The organism is Paenibacillus prosopidis, assembly GCF_003337375.1.
In the GTDB taxonomy this organism is placed as follows: Bacteria; Bacillota; Bacilli; order Paenibacillales; family Paenibacillaceae; genus Pristimantibacillus; species Pristimantibacillus prosopidis.
Genome location: NZ_QPJD01000007.1, coordinates 180,984 through 197,965 on the forward strand (window position 1 = coordinate 180,984; position 16,982 = coordinate 197,965).

At 45.7% G+C, this 16,982-nt stretch carries 16 protein-coding genes; 6 read left to right on the forward strand and 10 right to left on the reverse strand.

Annotated elements, in window-relative coordinates; genetic code table 11:
- Positions 1-6: 6 nt before the first annotated feature.
- The 4 genes from DFP97_RS32260 to DFP97_RS12705 form a co-directional block, all read right to left on the reverse strand.
- The gene (locus tag DFP97_RS32260; RefSeq protein ID WP_181873508.1) at positions 7-171 is read right to left on the reverse strand and encodes a GH32 C-terminal domain-containing protein; all 165 of its coding nucleotides are present in this window, start codon (positions 169-171) and stop codon (positions 7-9) included.
- A 117-nt stretch (positions 172-288) separates the two neighbouring features.
- A complete protein-coding gene (locus DFP97_RS12695) occupies positions 289-1,131 on the reverse strand; it encodes a carbohydrate ABC transporter permease (RefSeq protein WP_114380360.1) in 843 nt (280 codons plus the stop codon).
- A 16-nt stretch (positions 1,132-1,147) separates the two neighbouring features.
- Positions 1,148-2,026 carry a carbohydrate ABC transporter permease gene (locus DFP97_RS12700; RefSeq protein ID WP_114380361.1) on the reverse strand — a complete coding sequence of 293 codons (879 nt, stop codon included), beginning with the start codon at positions 2,024-2,026 and terminating at the stop codon, positions 1,148-1,150.
- Between the two features lie 75 nt (positions 2,027-2,101).
- Positions 2,102-3,466, reverse strand: coding sequence for an ABC transporter substrate-binding protein (locus DFP97_RS12705; protein WP_114380362.1), 1,365 nt, complete (start codon positions 3,464-3,466; stop codon positions 2,102-2,104).
- Positions 3,467-3,780: 314 nt separating this feature from the next.
- On the opposite strand from DFP97_RS12705, the gene DFP97_RS12710 reads away from it, so the two are divergent.
- The gene (locus DFP97_RS12710; RefSeq protein ID WP_114380363.1) at positions 3,781-4,650 is read left to right on the forward strand and encodes an AraC family transcriptional regulator; all 870 of its coding nucleotides are present in this window, start codon (positions 3,781-3,783) and stop codon (positions 4,648-4,650) included.
- A 136-nt stretch (positions 4,651-4,786) separates the two neighbouring features.
- On the opposite strand, the gene DFP97_RS12715 is transcribed toward DFP97_RS12710, so the two are convergent.
- Positions 4,787-5,557, reverse strand: a complete 771-nt coding sequence (locus tag DFP97_RS12715; RefSeq protein ID WP_114380364.1) for a CPBP family intramembrane glutamic endopeptidase — start codon at positions 5,555-5,557, stop codon at positions 4,787-4,789.
- Between the two features lie 22 nt (positions 5,558-5,579).
- Entirely contained in the window at positions 5,580-6,362 is a 783-nt protein-coding gene (locus DFP97_RS12720) for an arylamine N-acetyltransferase family protein (RefSeq protein WP_114380365.1), read from the reverse strand.
- A gap of 151 nt (positions 6,363-6,513) precedes the next feature.
- Between DFP97_RS12720 and DFP97_RS12725 the strand changes: the two genes are divergently transcribed.
- From DFP97_RS12725 to DFP97_RS12745, 5 genes are all read left to right on the forward strand, one after another.
- The gene (locus DFP97_RS12725; RefSeq protein WP_114380366.1) at positions 6,514-7,161 is read left to right on the forward strand and encodes a TVP38/TMEM64 family protein; all 648 of its coding nucleotides are present in this window, start codon (positions 6,514-6,516) and stop codon (positions 7,159-7,161) included.
- A gap of 145 nt (positions 7,162-7,306) precedes the next feature.
- Positions 7,307-7,651 (forward strand): hypothetical protein, encoded by a 345-nt coding sequence (locus DFP97_RS12730; RefSeq protein WP_114380367.1) that lies wholly within the window; start codon positions 7,307-7,309, stop codon positions 7,649-7,651.
- Positions 7,652-7,850: 199 nt separating this feature from the next.
- Positions 7,851-8,567 (forward strand): peptidylprolyl isomerase, encoded by a 717-nt coding sequence (locus DFP97_RS12735; protein WP_114380368.1) that lies wholly within the window; start codon positions 7,851-7,853, stop codon positions 8,565-8,567.
- A 160-nt stretch (positions 8,568-8,727) separates the two neighbouring features.
- Entirely contained in the window at positions 8,728-10,188 is a 1,461-nt protein-coding gene (gene abnB / locus DFP97_RS12740) for an arabinan endo-1,5-alpha-L-arabinosidase AbnB (RefSeq protein WP_114380622.1), read from the forward strand.
- Between the two features lie 101 nt (positions 10,189-10,289).
- Entirely contained in the window at positions 10,290-10,823 is a 534-nt protein-coding gene (locus tag DFP97_RS12745; RefSeq protein ID WP_114380369.1) for a DUF6143 family protein, read from the forward strand.
- A gap of 234 nt (positions 10,824-11,057) precedes the next feature.
- On the opposite strand, the gene DFP97_RS12750 is transcribed toward DFP97_RS12745, so the two are convergent.
- From DFP97_RS12750 to DFP97_RS12765, 4 genes are all read right to left on the reverse strand, one after another.
- On the reverse strand, positions 11,058-11,291 hold the full coding sequence (locus tag DFP97_RS12750) for a DNA-binding protein (RefSeq protein WP_114380370.1): 234 nt from the start codon (positions 11,289-11,291) through the stop codon (positions 11,058-11,060).
- A 198-nt stretch (positions 11,292-11,489) separates the two neighbouring features.
- Positions 11,490-12,926 (reverse strand): NHL domain-containing protein, encoded by a 1,437-nt coding sequence (locus DFP97_RS12755; RefSeq protein ID WP_114380371.1) that lies wholly within the window; start codon positions 12,924-12,926, stop codon positions 11,490-11,492.
- 4 nt (positions 12,927-12,930) lie between these two features.
- Positions 12,931-14,733, reverse strand: a complete 1,803-nt coding sequence (locus DFP97_RS12760) for a FecR family protein (protein ID WP_114380372.1) — start codon at positions 14,731-14,733, stop codon at positions 12,931-12,933.
- A complete protein-coding gene (locus DFP97_RS12765; protein WP_114380373.1) occupies positions 14,730-16,496 on the reverse strand; it encodes a CHASE2 domain-containing protein in 1,767 nt (588 codons plus the stop codon). The genes DFP97_RS12760 and DFP97_RS12765 overlap by 4 nt, the downstream gene beginning before the upstream one ends.
- Positions 16,497-16,982: the final 486 nt, after the last annotated feature.

Sequence of the window (16,982 nt, forward strand, 5' to 3'; positions counted from 1 at the left end):
GTTTGTTCATAAACACAATTTCCAGATATCGATTGAAATCAGATTGGCCTGATCCCCAGTTGCAAATACATCCATGTTTATGCTTGCTGGATCCGGATAGATATTATTGGTTACTGCCGTACGGTAATCGTCCGTATATACCTCTATAACGGCGAATTTCTCAAAAGTGATTCCATCTTACTGGTTGCCAGACACTGGGATTGAATGACTTCAACATCATACATAGAGTTCGCCTGCTTATTTCCATGCGGCTTCATTAACGAAAGAGATAGGAAGCCGGCATTTCACTCATTCCTTTACTGCTCCCATCGTCATGCCGCTTACAATATACTTTTGAATCATGATGGAGAATATCATTACCGGTAAACTGAAACAGACAGCCGCGGCCGTCATGGGCCCTAAATCAAGATTATACGCGCCCAAAAATTCGGAAAGACCGACAGGCATCGTTTTAGCAGATGTACTGGTCATCATCAATGCCATCAAAAAATCATTCCACGAAAGCATATAACAAAAGATGGAGGTTGTTGCCAAGCCGGGCAGGGAAATGGGCAGAATGATCTTTATAAACGCACCTAGCCTGCTGCAGCCATCCACACGTGCAGATTCATCCAGCTCTTTTGGCAATCCATCAAAAAATCCAATCATCATCCAAATCACGAATGGAATATTAATGCTTGTATACACAAGGATTAACGCGAATTTCGTATCGTATAGGCCCAACTGGTTTATTATTCCGTACATCGGAACCGCCACGCTGATTAAAGGCACCATCCGGACGCCGAGGGTCAGCAATAAAAACATATTACCCAAACGGGAGGAAAACCGGGACAGGCCGTATGCGGCGAGCGATCCGAGAAATACACTTATAACGGTACTGGAAATTGCGGTAAAAAAGCTGTTGCCAAAATATTTTGCAATCGGAAGTAAATCAAACATCGTCCGGTAATTTTCCAAAGTGAATACGGTAGGAATTAAGGTCGGGGTAGATGAAATAACTTCAGCTGATTCTTTCAGGGAAGTCATGATTAAATAAACGTAAGGAAATAAGAAGGCAAGCACAAACAATCCCGTTAAAAGCAGGATTACCATGGAGCTTACCGTTAATCTTTGTTTGGTGAACGTAGTCATTTGATAACCCCCTGTGTCATACTGCTTTCTTGTTCGGATTCCATAACCGCATCATGAAAAAACCGCAAATCGACATTAACGCGACCATAAATAATATGGCAAGCGCACTGGAATATCCAACCTGATTATAACGAGCCATCGTGTTATAGATCATCGTGCTCAGAAGGGAAGAGGAGAAGTTAGGGCCGCCTTGGGTCAACACCCAAATGATATCAAACGAGCGTGCCGCATCAATCATTCTTATCAGGACGGCGACGACGATAACCGGACGAAGACATGGCAGTGTAATGCGCCAGAAACATTGGCTCTTATTCGCTCCGTCAATGTGCGCTGCTTCGTACAGACTTTCGGGTATGCCTTGTATGCCTGCCAGCAGGATCAGCATCATAAACGGCGTAGTCAGCCAGATATCTGCTATCATGCAGGACAGAAGCGCAAATCTTTCGTCTGACAACCACAAGATGCTCTGCGGGCTATCAATGATACCCATCTTGAAAAGAAAGGAATTAAGAATTCCGAATTGATCGTTGAGCATAAACTTCCAAATTAAGCCGCAAACAAGCGGTGCGATCATAAGCGGACTTAAAAATAACGTACGCGCAAAATGACTGCCTTTGAAACCCGTGCTTAACAGCAGCGCCAGAATTAATCCGAGCACGAGCTCGATCGACACCGCTCCAATTACAAAAACGATAATATTGTAAAGGGAGTGGTAGAAACGGGCCGAGGTTAAAGCAGTGACGTAATTTTCGGCGCCGACAAATTGTGTACCGGTTTTGGAATCGAACAGACTGTCTCTTGCCAGAAGAAACATGGGATAAACGAAAAATAGAATCATGAAAACAGCAGCCGGTGAAAAGAATAACAGGGCTGTTCTCCGATCACTCTTGTTCATGGAGTCACATCCTTTCATTTCGATTAAAGAAAGCGGAGGATAGGTGAGCCCCTCCTCCGCTCAAAACATTCATTTTTATTGACCTTGAATTTCGTTAATGATCTCAGCTGCTTCATCCAGTGCTTCTTGCGGCGTCTTTTTGCCCGACAAAGCTGCTTGAACAGCAGGAATCAGCGCTTCGCTTTCAATCTCGTTCCAGTGCTCAAGTACTGGGCGGTTCTTTGTTTGCTTAGCTGCCAAAGTCTCGCCAAGCGAAAGCAGATGAGCGTACTCAGGCTTCTGTCCGCTAGTTTCAAGGATAGATTTACGAGCGGCTACACCAATTGCAGCCAAGTATTGGTCATTGCGATCGTAAAGGAATTTAATGTACTCTTTAGCGATGTCTTTCTGCTTGGAGGAGGCTGGGATGACTTGATACCATGGACCAGGTACAACACCAACTCCGGCTTCTCCGCCGATCATCGGCGCAGCTGCTACTTTTCCTGCTACTTTCGATTTGGCAGGATCATTAGACGGGACGAAGAAATGTCCCCATTCCAGCATCATTGCCATCTTGCCATTCCAGAACAGCTCGGCAATTTCGTCAGAAGCCATATTCAAAGCGCCTTCAGGTGCCGATTTGTCTTCTCTCAAAACCTTCGTGATGAAATCCAAAGCATCTACGTACGGTTTTGTATTTACATTTGCTTTACCGTCTTCACCGACTACGAGTTGATCAGCTCCGGCTTGCAACGCATGATCAAGCCAGCTCGCAACGGAATCTCCGTTATTTTTACCTAATACACCTGTACCGTACATATCCATCTCGCCATTGTTGTCCGTGTCGCGTGTGAAGAATTTCGCTGCGTCGCGATACTCCTGCCAGGTGGTAGGCACCTTCAGTTCATAACCGTATTCCTTTTGGAAAGCTTCTTTTTCTTTCGCATCTTCAAAAAGGTCTTTTCGGTATAGCATAGTTTTGGAGTTGGTCCAAACCGGCATGCCAAGAATTTTGTCGTCTACTTTTCCGCCATTAATCAAGTTAGGATATAAGTCGTTCTTTACCTCGTCAGTAAACAGGTCGTCCATTGGCTCTAAACCACTCGCTAATGCAGGAAACCACAGAATGTCGATTATCGCGGCGTCGTAAGAACCCGTTTTTGCTTTCAATTCCGCGTTGAGCTTGTCAAAAACGCCGATGTAAGGAACTGCCTCTATCTTTACTTCGTACCCAGTCTCAGTCTTGAATTCTTCCGCTGTTGCTGTGGCCACTTTAAAAGCGGGGCTTCCACCTTCCACGAGCACAGTAAGGGACTTGTCCTTTTGCTTATCCGCAGAGCCTTCTTTGTTTCCTGCCGTATTGCTTACTTTTTCATTTCCGCCTGTACATCCCGACAATACTGCTATTATCAGCATCATGATAACTAAAGCAACCAAACCCATTTTTTTCTGATAAGCCATACCTAACATCCCCTTTATATTTTGTTTTATCGATCCCACAACCCATGTTCCGGCCATCTTCGAGGCAATCAGTTGTCGATATTCAGCACACAGTTTTTTCCTCCTATAAACTTTATGCCTTTCCCATCATCTGCTTATACAATACAAATAAGTTGTTCTATATTGTTAAAGTATTGATGATGTTGGAAGCGCTTAACGGTAGCGATTTCCACGAGTTCATTGTATATTAATATAAGTTAAAAGTCCTTGGCTATAATTTTTCAATACTTATCATATATTGCTTTTTATTTATTTTTCTCTCGGAGGTGACCCGAATGTTGTTTCAAAAGCTTTCTCCATATATTCGTGTGGCAATGGACAGTACAGTTCCGTCACAATGGCACTTGCAAGAACGAGTTCTATTTGATTACGAGCTTCTTTATGTAAAAGAAGGAAGGGTAAAAGTAACCATCGAAAATCAAACTTATGAAGGAGAACCTGGGGATTTATTTCTATTTCGACCGAAACAACCGCACTCCATTATGAAAATAGGTACCGGAAGGTTGCGGCAACCACATTTGCATTTTGATTTGATATTTAAGGAAGACAGTCCTGATGTGAAAATTTCTTTTAAACCGTTGGAGGAGATTTCTGAGGAGGAAATGATGTGGTTCCGCGAAGACGTCTTGGATAGTAATTCGCTTAAGATTGCGAGCCACCTGAGGCTTCGAAATCCTATTATTATCGAGAATATGCTATTTGAAATTATTAATGAATTCCAAATGAAGCTGCCTTATTACGAGACCAATGTGAAGGGTATGTTCATTCAACTGTTTATCCATCTCCTTCGCGAGAATTATTGGAACCAGAATCCTCATCTGGTTACCAACATGGATGAATTGGTTAAAATTCGCAACTACCTGAAACATCATATCGATCAAAAGGTGACAGTGGACGAGCTCGTTCACATCTCAGGAATAAGCAAGTTTTATTTAATTCATTTGTTTAAAAAAACATTCGGTATGAGTCCGATACAATATCACCAGATGTTACGAATTGAAAAAGCGAAAGAGATAATTCAGTTCACTACGGACTCTTTGACTGTAATTGCCGAAAAATTTGGATACTCCGATATTCAGTCATTCAGCAAAGCTTTTAAGAAAATAGACGGTGTCAAACCATCTTTCTACCGCAAAAATAAATAAAAAAAACGTCAGGGAATTTCAACCTGACGGATTATCGATTAATTTAACTTAATCTTGTCGTAACGTGGATACAAAGAAATCCCGGAATAGACCGCCTGCAGCGGTCTCTCCCGGGATTTTTACTGGTCAGTAACATTTAACTAACAGAATTAATTCTTAACCGGCTATAGGTAACAAACACAACCAAAAACAATACGATGGCTGCCAGGATATGTGCATGGTCCAATAGTAAGGATTCGCTTGCGCCGGGGTTGATTAGAAGAAATCCTTTTGCCTCCTCACGACCCGGTATGCCATAAACGATGCAATACGTCACATTTAAGCCCGTATGTATCCCCGTATTCATCCAAATGGACCCCGATTTTAAGAGAACATACCCAAGCGAAAAGCCTAAAATCACTGAGAATATGGTGTTTTGAATGCTGAAGCCTACAAGCCATACATCATCAAGCGCATAGATAAATGCCGAAATAAGCAGCAGCAAGCTATTAACAACCTTCCCTTTTAGATGAGCAAACACATACCCTCTTACAATGAGGTCATTGATTAGCGAACCAAGAAACATTCCCGCAAATGCTTCTACCAGGAAAATAAGAGATTCAGGTGCTTTTTTTATACCAATAACCTGAAAATCGCCGAATGCCCACAGCAGCAAGTACATCATTGCCCATATGCCGGCACCGTAGAAAAAGCCGATCCTTATATTTCTTTTCCAGCCGTAATGAGCTTTTACGCCCAAATCGCCTATTCCATTTAATCCGGTCAATTTAGAAACGTGATGGGCCAGCACAAAAAACAAACAAGCGTACAGCAACCATGAAACAGTGCCGAAAGGTATTAAGTGCGGGATCAAATTAAAATATAAATCAATAATAAGAAATCCCATGACAGCAAATAAAAGTCCCATTGTATGAGCCCTTTCTATGTTGTTATATCACGATGCCGAAATAGGTGCGCAAGGCTTCTTTGTACTCCTCTTCGGTTTGCGGAACAAAGGTTTGCAGTCCGTCTGAGGTGAAAATACGAAATTGCTCTCCAGCTATGGTGTTACGCCCTTCGCGAGTTCGGATGGCGACCATGGCATCTTTGATGAAAATAGAATCAGGAGCGTTCTCGCACCAATAGGTGGACATTATAAAGTCCTTTGGCAGCTTGCGCTCCTCCGTGAAGGAGTACAGCCATCTCCACTTGCCATGATACAGCTCGCATAGAACCCAGCCGTAATCGCGGTCGCGCTCAAATCGGTAGCTTTCGTCCCCTTGTTGATGGGCAATGCCCTCAATCATTTCAATTGGACGGCGAGGCACGATACCTCCCACTCCCACATCGCACAAATAAAAGCTTCCCTGGGCCTCGACCTTCAAGACATGGTGGCGCTGTTTCGGGGGGAGGTTCGGTTCATCCCGCCAGAAGCGTGCCACGAAGTCAGTCACCGGGTACCCCAGCTCCCGCAGCAGCCAGCCAAAGAGGGCATTGAGCTCAAAGCAGTAGCCGCCTCGCCCGCGAACGACGATTTTCTCTATGAGGTCGCAGGTTTCAAGCGACAGCGGTCTGCGGTTCAAAATATCAAGATTTTCGTAAGGTACCGTATGGAGATGGCATTCCTGCAATGCGGCAAGCGTTTCGGCGCTGCCGTCTACCGGTCCATCATACTTAATTCGTTCCAAATAAGCTCGCACTTCGGGCTTTAATTGACTGCGGTTATCATTCATGATATCGATTCCTTTTCATTATGATTGATACGCTACATACGCTACAAATTAAAGTATATTCGCGAAGCTGCGGCTATTTTCCTTTGAACGCTTCCGATTTCTGCATACAGGTGTGTTATGATAGAGGCTATTACCTATCGGGAGAGTTGTCATGTACAAAAAACTAGGCTTGGCGGCCATATATATGGGAATCACTTTTGTAATATATCGATATGGCGATACTATATTGAGTTGGTTTCAGCAATCGGATAATGTGGGGCTGGTCATTATAATGGCCGCTTTGATGGCTCTATTTCCCGTTATTCCTTATCCGGTTGTCGGGGGTGTAATCGGAGCCGCACTCGGCCCGGTACAAGGTGCAATGGTCACGTGGACTGGCTCCGCAACGGCTTCGATCCTCATGTTTCTGTTCATCCGATACGGCTATCAAGAGTGGGGCGTTAACGTATTGCATCGCTATAAACGGATAGGGAAGCTGACGGAGCTGTTTGAGAAAAACGCATTTCTGACGATTTTGTTCGCCAGACTAATCCCTTTCATCCCTTCCATCGTTATTAATACGTATGCTGCTCTCAGCCGTGTATCCTTTACCTCTTACGCAGTCGCTTCCTCTCTTGGCAAAATTCCGGCGGCGCTGCTGTTCGTAACGGTTGGCGACAACCTCATGGGCGATCCGAAAAATATTCTAGTCACGATTAGCGTATACGGCGTATTTCTGGCCCTGTCCCTATTTGCCTATCGTCTATGGAAGCGGAAGCAGTTTCAACAAACAAATCTGGCAAGTGAACAGAGAAAATAAAGGATTAGACTGATGATATCAGCACAGAAACATTGCAACTGATTTCTGCGTCTATTTGGAACGAGAGCTTGATTAATCGGAAAGCAGGGATCAATTATGTTAAAGTTTTGGTTCTCTATATTATTGCTTGGAATTCTGACTGCATGTGCGAGTACATGCTTCTACATATGAAACGGAGGCGGGGTATAAGAAATCAGCCGTAAATGAGGACTTTATCGTTCCGATAAATGCTGAGCAACAGGACGTAGACTTTGATAATCCGAATATTCTAAAGGGATCAAAGTACACTTTAAAAGGTATTGGAGGCGAGCAAGGTCTTTATCCGCCAATGCGATATTTCCAAGAAGTAGAGAAGTCAGGCTGGGGAGAATTGAAGGATAAACGGATGGGACACGTTCATTTCTTTAAAAAAAATGAGACGGTCATCTCTGTTGTTGTCAAAGAAGATTTCATTATAGTGTATGAATTGAAGAAAGACGCTAAGTTTTAACAGAAAAACAATGATGGTCTAGGACAGTTTACTCGCTTTCAAATCGAACGATATGCTATTATACAAATTGGATAATCATAGCGGATGCTCACTTTCGCAAATTAAGCGGATGCTTACGATAAAGCTTTGCATTCGCGAAATCTAAAGCGGGTGCTTACGATGTCGTTTTGCATTCGCAAAACTTTAGGAGGATGTTATTATGCTGCTTAACAAAAAACGTTTTGGGGTTATGCTGCTCCTCATGGCCGCCCTGCTCATTGTCGCTTCGGGCTGCGGTGCTAACAAAAGCGCAGCAGGAAACGATAGCCTTGGCGGTGGCAATACGAATGCCAATGCGGCAACCCCGGCCCCGACTGAGGAACCCGTAACAGATGAGCCGAAGCTCCTAGGACCGGACAAGCACCCTGTCGTAACGATCGAGCTCAGCAATGACAAAATCATTAAGCTTGAGCTTTACCCGGAGGTTGCTCCCAATACGGTCAACAATTTTATTTCTCTTATCAATAAAGGCTTCTATGACGGTGTTATTTTCCACCGCGTTATTCCAGGCTTCATGATTCAGGGCGGAGACCCGGACGGCGTAGGAACGGGCGGTCCCGGCTACAGCATTCCCGGCGAGTTCAGCGATAACGGCTTCGAGAACAAGCTGAAGCATACGCGCGGCGTGCTCTCAATGGCGCGTACAAATATGCCTGACACCGCAGGCTCGCAATTTTTTATCATGGTTGCAGACGCCCCTTCGCTTGATAACCTGTATGCATCCTTCGGCAAAGTTACAGAAGGCATGGAGGCGGTAGACGAGATCGTTAATCAACCAAGAGACGCCAGTGATAAACCTAATGATCCGATTTCCATGAAAAAAGTAACGGTGGATACGCTCGGAATGACGTTTGAAGAACCTAAAAAAGTAGAATAATTTGAGAGGGGCCAAGCCCTTCTCTTTTTTTTATTTTTCAACTATAATATAATCATTAATCGATTAATACTAATGTGAACAATATGTAGGCATCCGAGGGGGAAACAACAACTTGAAGAAACAGACGACTATTTTACTCGCTGCTTGTTTGCTGGCTTTTATGAGCGCATGCAGCGGCAACAATGCCGGTAATACCGAGCCGGTAGAGAGCGCAGCTCCCGCTGCTAATACTGAGAAGGATAAAACGGAAGCGGTTACAGAGGAGGAGCCCACTTTCGCAAACGCTTCCGTCCACGACCCATCGGTTATTAAAGTAGGCGATACCTTTTATGTATTCGGATCACACCTCGCTGTCGCGAAGTCGAAGGACCTCATGTCTTGGGAGCAGCTCAACTCGAGCGTCTATGAAGGAAATCCGATTATTCCTGACGTGCTGACGGAAATGAGCGAAGGACTAGCGTGGGCCGAGACGGATACGTTCTGGGCGGGCGATGTTATCCAATTGCCTGACGGTAAATTTTATATGTATTACAGCATGTGCAAGGGCGACTCTCCGAGGTCAGTGCTCGGCTACGCCGTCGCCGATCAAGTGGAGGGGCCTTATACCGACAAGGGGATTATTCTAAAATCCGGCATGTGGAACGACATAAGCGAGGACGGCACCGTGTATGACGCGACCGTTCATCCGAACGTGGTCGATCCGAACGTATTTTACGATAAGGAAGGCATTCTATGGATGGTGTACGGCTCATACTCGGGCGGAATTTTTATTATGAAAATGAACCCCGAAACCGGCCTGCCTTATCCGGATCAAGGCTACGGCAAGAAGCTGCTTGGCAATAACCACAGCCGTATCGAAGCGCCGTATATGATGTACAGCAAGGAAACCGGCTATTACTATTTGTTCCTATCTTATGGCGGACTGGATGCAAGCGGGGGCTACAACATCCGCGTAGCGCGTTCCAAAAATCCGGACGGCCCCTTCCTTGATTCCGAAGGCAAGGACATGATTGACGCGTTTGGCGCTTACGGGACGCTGTTCGATGATTTGTCTATCGCGCCTTATGGAGTCAAGCTAATGGGTAATTTTCAGATGGATAATGTTGACGGCGAAATCGCTAATATCGGAACCGGCTACGCTTCTCCCGGTCATAATTCAACCTATATTGACCCGGAAAGCGGCAAAATGTTTCTTATCTTCCACACCCGCTTCCCTTCCCGCGGCGAAGGACATGAAGTCAGAGTACACCAAATGATGATGAACTCCGAGGGCTGGCCGGTCGTTGCACCGCACCGTTATGCGGGTGAATCGACCCAGAAGGTGACTTCCGATCAGATTATTGGCGAATACAAATATGTGAATCACGGCAAGGACATTACGGCCGAGATCAAGCAAGCCAGCCTTATCCAGCTTGGCAAGGACGGTAAAATAACCGGCAGCGTAAACGGAACTTGGAAGAGCACCGGCGATTCCACGCTCGATCTGACGATCGACGGCACCGTATACCACGGCTCCCTGCTGCGCCAATGGAATGAAGGTACTCTCAGCTACGTGATGACGTTCAGCGCATTATCCAAGGAAGGCGTTTCGATTTGGGGCAGCCACGTTTCGAAGGAGTAAAATTTCAATATGACCGCTCCCGCCAGTCCGATATGCATGCATGTTCCGAGATTCCTATCATATGGTGGAATATAAGCATGTCATGAAGGATGGTGAAAGCTATGTATTCGTATATGCCCGTAAGTGTAGTGAATTTAACGAATCCGCTCAATAAATCGCTGCAGGGAAAATATTTTCTGGGGGAAACCGATCAGCTGCATCCGACGGATTCCAACCGGACATGGGCGGCATTAATTAATCCCCCGCATTCGGGCGTTAACCTTTATTTTGGCATATATGTCTTAAGCAACTTGTCGGATGATAAGCTCGTGTCGCAAATTTGCTTCTGTTCAAACTTGCCGACTCACGGCAAACAGTCGCACGAGGTATCGACTGCCAATCTGGCATTTCATCCGAACCCACTGCCCCATGGACAAATTCAGTTCGGCAGCAACCTCGATACGACTCACTTATCGGCCATTCCCGTGTCCACCAGAGTCATTCCCTCTTACTCGAGCGTAGCAAGCGAGAAGGACGGCCACTGGATTATCGGACCCGGCAAAGCGATCTTATTCACCTTGACCAGCTCCATGGACCACCCTTCGCCCGCCGTGATCTCGTTCGGCTGGTGGGAGGAGGCTCAAGGACGATACTAGAACGCGCACATAAACCTATAGCACAGCCCCCGACCGTTGCAGGTTAGGGGCTGTACTGAATCTGTTGGTCACTCTCCATTGCAGTTAGCTGCTATAATCGGATTATTTTTCAATTTATTTGCAGAAACTACAGAGGTAACAGTGGAGTGGTGTACAGAAAGTTACACTCATAGATATACAAAAAGGCACCTCCTGGCATCAATGTCAGGGGCGCCTTATTTTACCGCTTACTCTTTACTCATTATTTGTGGAAACAATTGCATCTATTTCACTCTTCAGCAGAAGATATCTATGCACATTTCTCATTATCGGAACTTTAGTAAGCTTATTTTTATCTACATAAACCTTCATTTGATCCTTAGTTAGACCAAGCAAGCTTCCCGCTTCAGAAATAGTAAGTACCTCTTCTTTACTAGTAGCATTAAACGTTTTCTTCACTTTCTGATTCCAGTCCTCAGATACAAACATATACCCGCAACCCTTCTTCCTCTAAACCAGCGAGCCGTATCGCCGCTATCTATTCATTATACCACTAAACGGAATCGTATGCTTGAGTCACTTTACCTCCTATCGAATGAGGCCCATTATGCAAAATAATAAGGCTGCCCTAATGGGCAACCTCATTTCAATTATGCTCCTTATTCGTGAGCTGGGATAAACGGTCCTTTATTGTCCGCTGTTGATTACAATAGCATTGTATTCTTCGTCATAAGCAACTATGAACAATGCTGCATTTTCCAGATAGCTTGCTTCCACGTATGCCGTTCCCTTTAGAACTAGCACATTGTGTTTCGCGTCTGGCTTCAATGTAAGCTTCCATTGGCCCTTCGCCACTTTCACTTCCTTAGCGGCGACATTCCACTCTACGTCTGCTCCCATAGCTGCAAACAACGCTCTTAAAGGGATATATGTTTTCATTCCGCTCTTGTATGCCTTCTTCGCAGAAGAGAACTTCACCTGCTTACCGTCAACCCATACTTGAATGTCCTTGCCTGCCGGAAGCAGTTCCGTTCCTTCAATTAAATCCTCTTTGCTGTTGACCGGCTTAAGTGCTGCAGGGTTAACCTCCAGCACCTTCACGCTATCGTTCAGCGAATCGGACACATACAGTTTACCGGAATGGTACAGCAAGGAGGAAGGCTGATTGAATTGCGCAGTATCCACTGCCCCTACTCTATTGCCTGGCTTGCTTTGTCCAGCAATCGTAACGACCTTGCCGTTCGGCTGAACCGCGCGGATCCGGTTATTTAAGCTATCTGCAACAAACAGAACGCCTTCTGCATAAGCCAGCCCGCGAGGCCGGTTGAACCGGGCTGCACTGCTTGTACCATTTGCGTATCCACCAGTCATGTAGCCAGTAAGAGCGTCGACTGTCGTCGCCTTACCTGCGATTGTTGTAACTTTGCCATCATAAATGTATCGGATGAGATGATTGCCGCTGTCGGCTACGTACAAGCCGCCTTTCTCGTCAAGCACCAGACCCATCGGCTCGTTAAAAACAGCTTCGGCAGCACTGCCGTCCTTGTACCCGCCTGTGGTGCCAGCGATGCCTGCGAATGTAGACACGATGCCTTCCGGCGTTATTTTGCGAATGACATTGTTCAAAGTATCCGCTACATACACATTGTTATTGGCATCCAAAGCCAGCCCGGTCGGTGCATGAAACCGTACATCTCCGTACTTGCCGTCTTTGTAGCCCTCTTGGCCGTTTCCGGCAAACGTATAAACTTTGTTGTTTTCTATTTTGCGGATAACGTGATTATCGGTATCACTGATATATACCGTTCCCTTACTCCCCACGGCCGAATAAGTCGGGTTGTTGAACGTAGAAGCCGAAGCCGCTCCGTCCAAGTAACCGCTCTTTGTTTGACCGGTCAAGGACGACAGCTGTCCATTTTGATACTTGTTAATTTGATTGCTTCCAGAGCTAACAACAATAATGCCGCCATCCGCTGCTGCTGCCAGCCCCCAAGGCTGGTTCACCTGTTCTATCGCATTAGTGACTGTAGCAGTATCTGGTGCGGCCAATACCGAAAAATTAACAGCAAAGAGTGCTGTAAGTAGAGCTGTTCCCGCCGTAAATATAGTAAATCTTCTTTTCATTTCATTATCCTCCTCTCGTCAGGATGTTTATGATTCTGGTGATGATGGAATGGGTACTTTCTGTTGGCTCAGATGATTCTATTGGAAGTGGGGATTCATTTGGACCTTCAGGCTGAACATAAATGTAAATAATCGCGCTTCCTACTATAGTTTCATTATTTTGTTTTCGTAACGGTATCTCAATCCGGTATTCCCCCTCTTCTAAACCGGCCAAGAAGGTTTCGGAGAGCGATAACAGTCCTCTGTTGCCGCTAGTTGTTAGGCTATACTGATTTTGTTGTTCGGCTGAGTGCTTTTCAAACGGAATATCATTTTCCGTCCAATAATAGAGTAATTCAGCATCTCTCAGCTCGTATCCAAGCGTCGGAATCGTTATATCTGTATAGTCTGAAAAGTCCGTAGTATCCGGTGAAATGCTCATGTAAAAGGGTTCCGGAACAGCGACAAAAGGGAAGAAAACCCTTTTAGCCACATCAATTTCAATAGAATCACCATTCAGCTTGTTTTTCAATTTGTTTTCATGAACCGTAATAAATACTATCGATCTATAATCAATACTTTCATCTAATGTAATGACTAGTTGATTTTCGCTAATTACCACACTTTTAACGGCAACCAATTTAGAATATTCAGGGTTTCCCCATATATCCGGAATTGTCCCTATCTCACCCTGTACAGGAGATATAGATGCACTGAAATTTTTAACTCTAGCGCTTACTATTTCAGATAGATTTGGAGGGGCATTTCCGGTATCTGTATTAAAAGCCAACTCACTCGTAAACGGCAATATAAAAGTATGATCGTTTACCATATACGAATACAAGTCTTGATAAACCGCCTCTACATCCAACTCAGGCGCCCCTGATGTCGGCGTTGGTGTTGGTGTTGGTGTTGGCGTTGGCGTCGGCGTCGGCGTCGGTGTTGGTGTTGGCGTCGGCGTCGGTGTTGGTGTTGGTGTCGGCGTTGGCGTCGGCGTTGGCGTCGGTGTCACCGAACTACCTCCGCCGTCCGATTGTCCGCCATTATCCTCATAGATAATCGTCGAAGAAGTTTGCGATCCGCTATTATTTTCCTCTTCCACTGCGGCTGTCTGCTCTTGCTCCTGCTTCGTCTCAATTAACTGCTTCAGTTGATCGATCAAAGCCTGATCTGCATTCTCATTCTCCAGAAGCTTCATATAGTGCTCCATACCAACTAGAGGAAGATCTTTAACATCAAGCTCTTCTTTTGTTCCATTGCCTTCTCCATCAAGCTTCAGCTGCTCATCTGGCCTAACGACGGTTTGTTTCGATCCGCCATCCCCGTATGCCGTAGTTACAGCGCCCTCGAACACGCCTACATAGCTCTCTTCATTTTCATATCCTACAACAAACTCTGTTCCCATTACGCCCATAATAGCGGTCGGCGTCTCGATCTCAAAACGGGAATCGCCCTCGAGCTTCTTCTTAATTTTGATTAATACTTTACCCTTCAAAAGGCTTAGGCTTGTCTTGCCGCCCATCGCCTTGGCGTTCTTAACCAGCTCACTAACGATAAGAGTCGTGTCGGAGCCGATCGTAGCTTCCTTATCACTATCCAGGTCCAACGTTACTTTACCGTCTTTGCCTGTCAAAATCGTATCGCCCTGCGTAATCGCCATCCCTTTAAAAGCATTAAACTTCTTCGTGCCGCCGCCCTTTTTCACTTCGGCCTTGCCCGATACAGCCGTCAATTTTCCGGCTTTATCCGTATCCTTGGCGAACGCAACCGTCGGAAACACAAGTACAAGCACTAATAAAGCTGTTATTAATAGCTTTATCGTCTTCATTTTTTCAACCCCTCCAACTCATAAATAGTAATGCCCTGCTCTTTCCCTTTTACCTTGATCTCTCCAAGCGAGTTAGCTATGATACGATCCTTAACCACGTTATAGACAGCCTCGCTCAAAATAATCTGCCCCGGATTCGCATTGCTTTCCAGCCGCGCTGCCGTGTTGACGGTATCGCCAATTGCGGTATAATCCATCCGGCTCTTCGAGCCAATGTTGCCAAATACGGCCGGGCCGGTATGAATGCCAAGACCGAATTTAACGCCAAAGCCGAACCGTTCCACGAGCTTCCGCTCCAATGCCGCTGCGCCTTCCTTCATGGCCCATGCCGCTTCCACCGCTTTCATCGGATGATCGTCCAGCAGCAGCGGAGCGTTAAAGATGGCCATTGCCGCATCCCCTATAAATTTGTCCAGCGTACCGTCGTGCTTGAAAATGCAGTTGGCTGCCAAATCCAAATATTCATTCAGGATTTCGACGATTTCCTCCGGCTCGGCACGCTCCGAAAGCGGCGTAAAGCCGCGAATATCGACGAACAATACGGTCAGCTCACGGCGCGTTCCGCCCAGCTTCAAGCCTTCCTCGCCATTTTTCAAAATTTGATTGACGACCTCCGGAGCCACATATCTACCGAAAATTTCGGTAACTCTGCGTCTCTCCAGCAGCTCTTGCACATAGTGAAAGCCGACAACGACGATACAGCTAACAACGAGAAAAGGAACAACATATCCAATTGAAATGATGATCCCTCTACCGTACAGGTAGCTGCTTCCAATTACGAAAACAGTGATAACAGCTGCAACCGCAAGGAAGGAAACCATCATCTTCAGCTTACGGAACAGGAAGTATGCCAGAGCGGCAGCCATTAACAGAATGACTGCGTTCCACTTCCAATCCAGCTCCTTCTTGAGGTCTCCCTCAAGCAGAGCTTGTACAATGTTAGCGTGTATTTCCACGCCGTACATTGGACTTTTAACTTGCAGCGGAGTCAAATAATCGTCCTTAAAGCCTGTCGCATAAGGCCCGATTAATACGATACGATCCTTAAAATAATCGGCTGGCACGTCCCCGCTAAGCACGGCCGAATAAGGTATAGCTTCGTACTGTCCCGTACGTCCCGTATAGGAAATATGAAACCGGCCAAATCCGTCCAGCGGCAGCATGTCTGCATTTACGGTCTCGCCCGAGCGCTCCTTGAACATCCGGTAAATAACCCAAGAGAAGCTCTCCACCTGTTGTCCCTCATTAGTAAAGCTGTATAAGGAGCTGCGGACGACGCGGTCACGGTCTGGAATCGTATTAATATGACCAACCGCTGCCGCTGCTTCCTTAAGCTCCGCAAACGGCTCGGACATTTCCAAAGCTTCAATGCCGCCTTTCTTGGCGGATGGAGCAAACGTCCCGTATACCGGCAAAACGATGTTGCCAGCGCTAGCGACTGCTTCGACCAATGCTTGATCTGCTTCCGTATCATCTGCCGACGGGGAAGGAAAAGTCACGTCGAACGCGATAACGGCCGGCTGACCTTCAGCTAACGTTTGAATAAGCTGAGCATGAACGCTTCGATTCCACGGCCAGCTCCCGAAGTCGGTTACGCTTTCGTCGTCGATAGCTATGATCGCGATGCGGGTGTCGGCGACACTTTCCTGCTGCATAAACCGGTCCTGGAAAAAGTAATCCATCGTATCGAGAGTTCCTCTATACATGAGGAAAACAGCTAGAGCCGTCAGAAAAGCTATCATATGTACGAGCTTTATTTTCACATAATTCCCCCTGTAAGGACCATGGTCGCATAAAAAACGCTGATCCTTGGAAAATAGTTCTTTAGATGTATGTCTCTATTATATATATATGCATAGCGAAATTAATAGTAAATTGTCGCAATTTATCACAATTTTAAACCTCGATTGATTTTTTATAGAACATTTGCAGTCTGGTCCGATCCCGAGACTATCGATTCATTAGTAGTGGTATAAGGATAACGGTAATAAATGGCGCTATGTCCTCTATTTCTGCTTTACCTACTAAAATAGAGAAAAAATTTGGCGTTATTCTGCGGTTTTAGGTGAGTAAGAGGAGTGAGAGGTCCATTCAGCGTGAATAAGACCAAAAAATTCCCTTATTGTTCGGGGTTACTACCACCAACTATATGAATAAGACCACAAATTGCCGCTATATACTCTCGCCTTTCGGCTATGGGTAGTTAATACATGTCTCTTATTACTCGCTGGATAATAAAAGCAAATAGG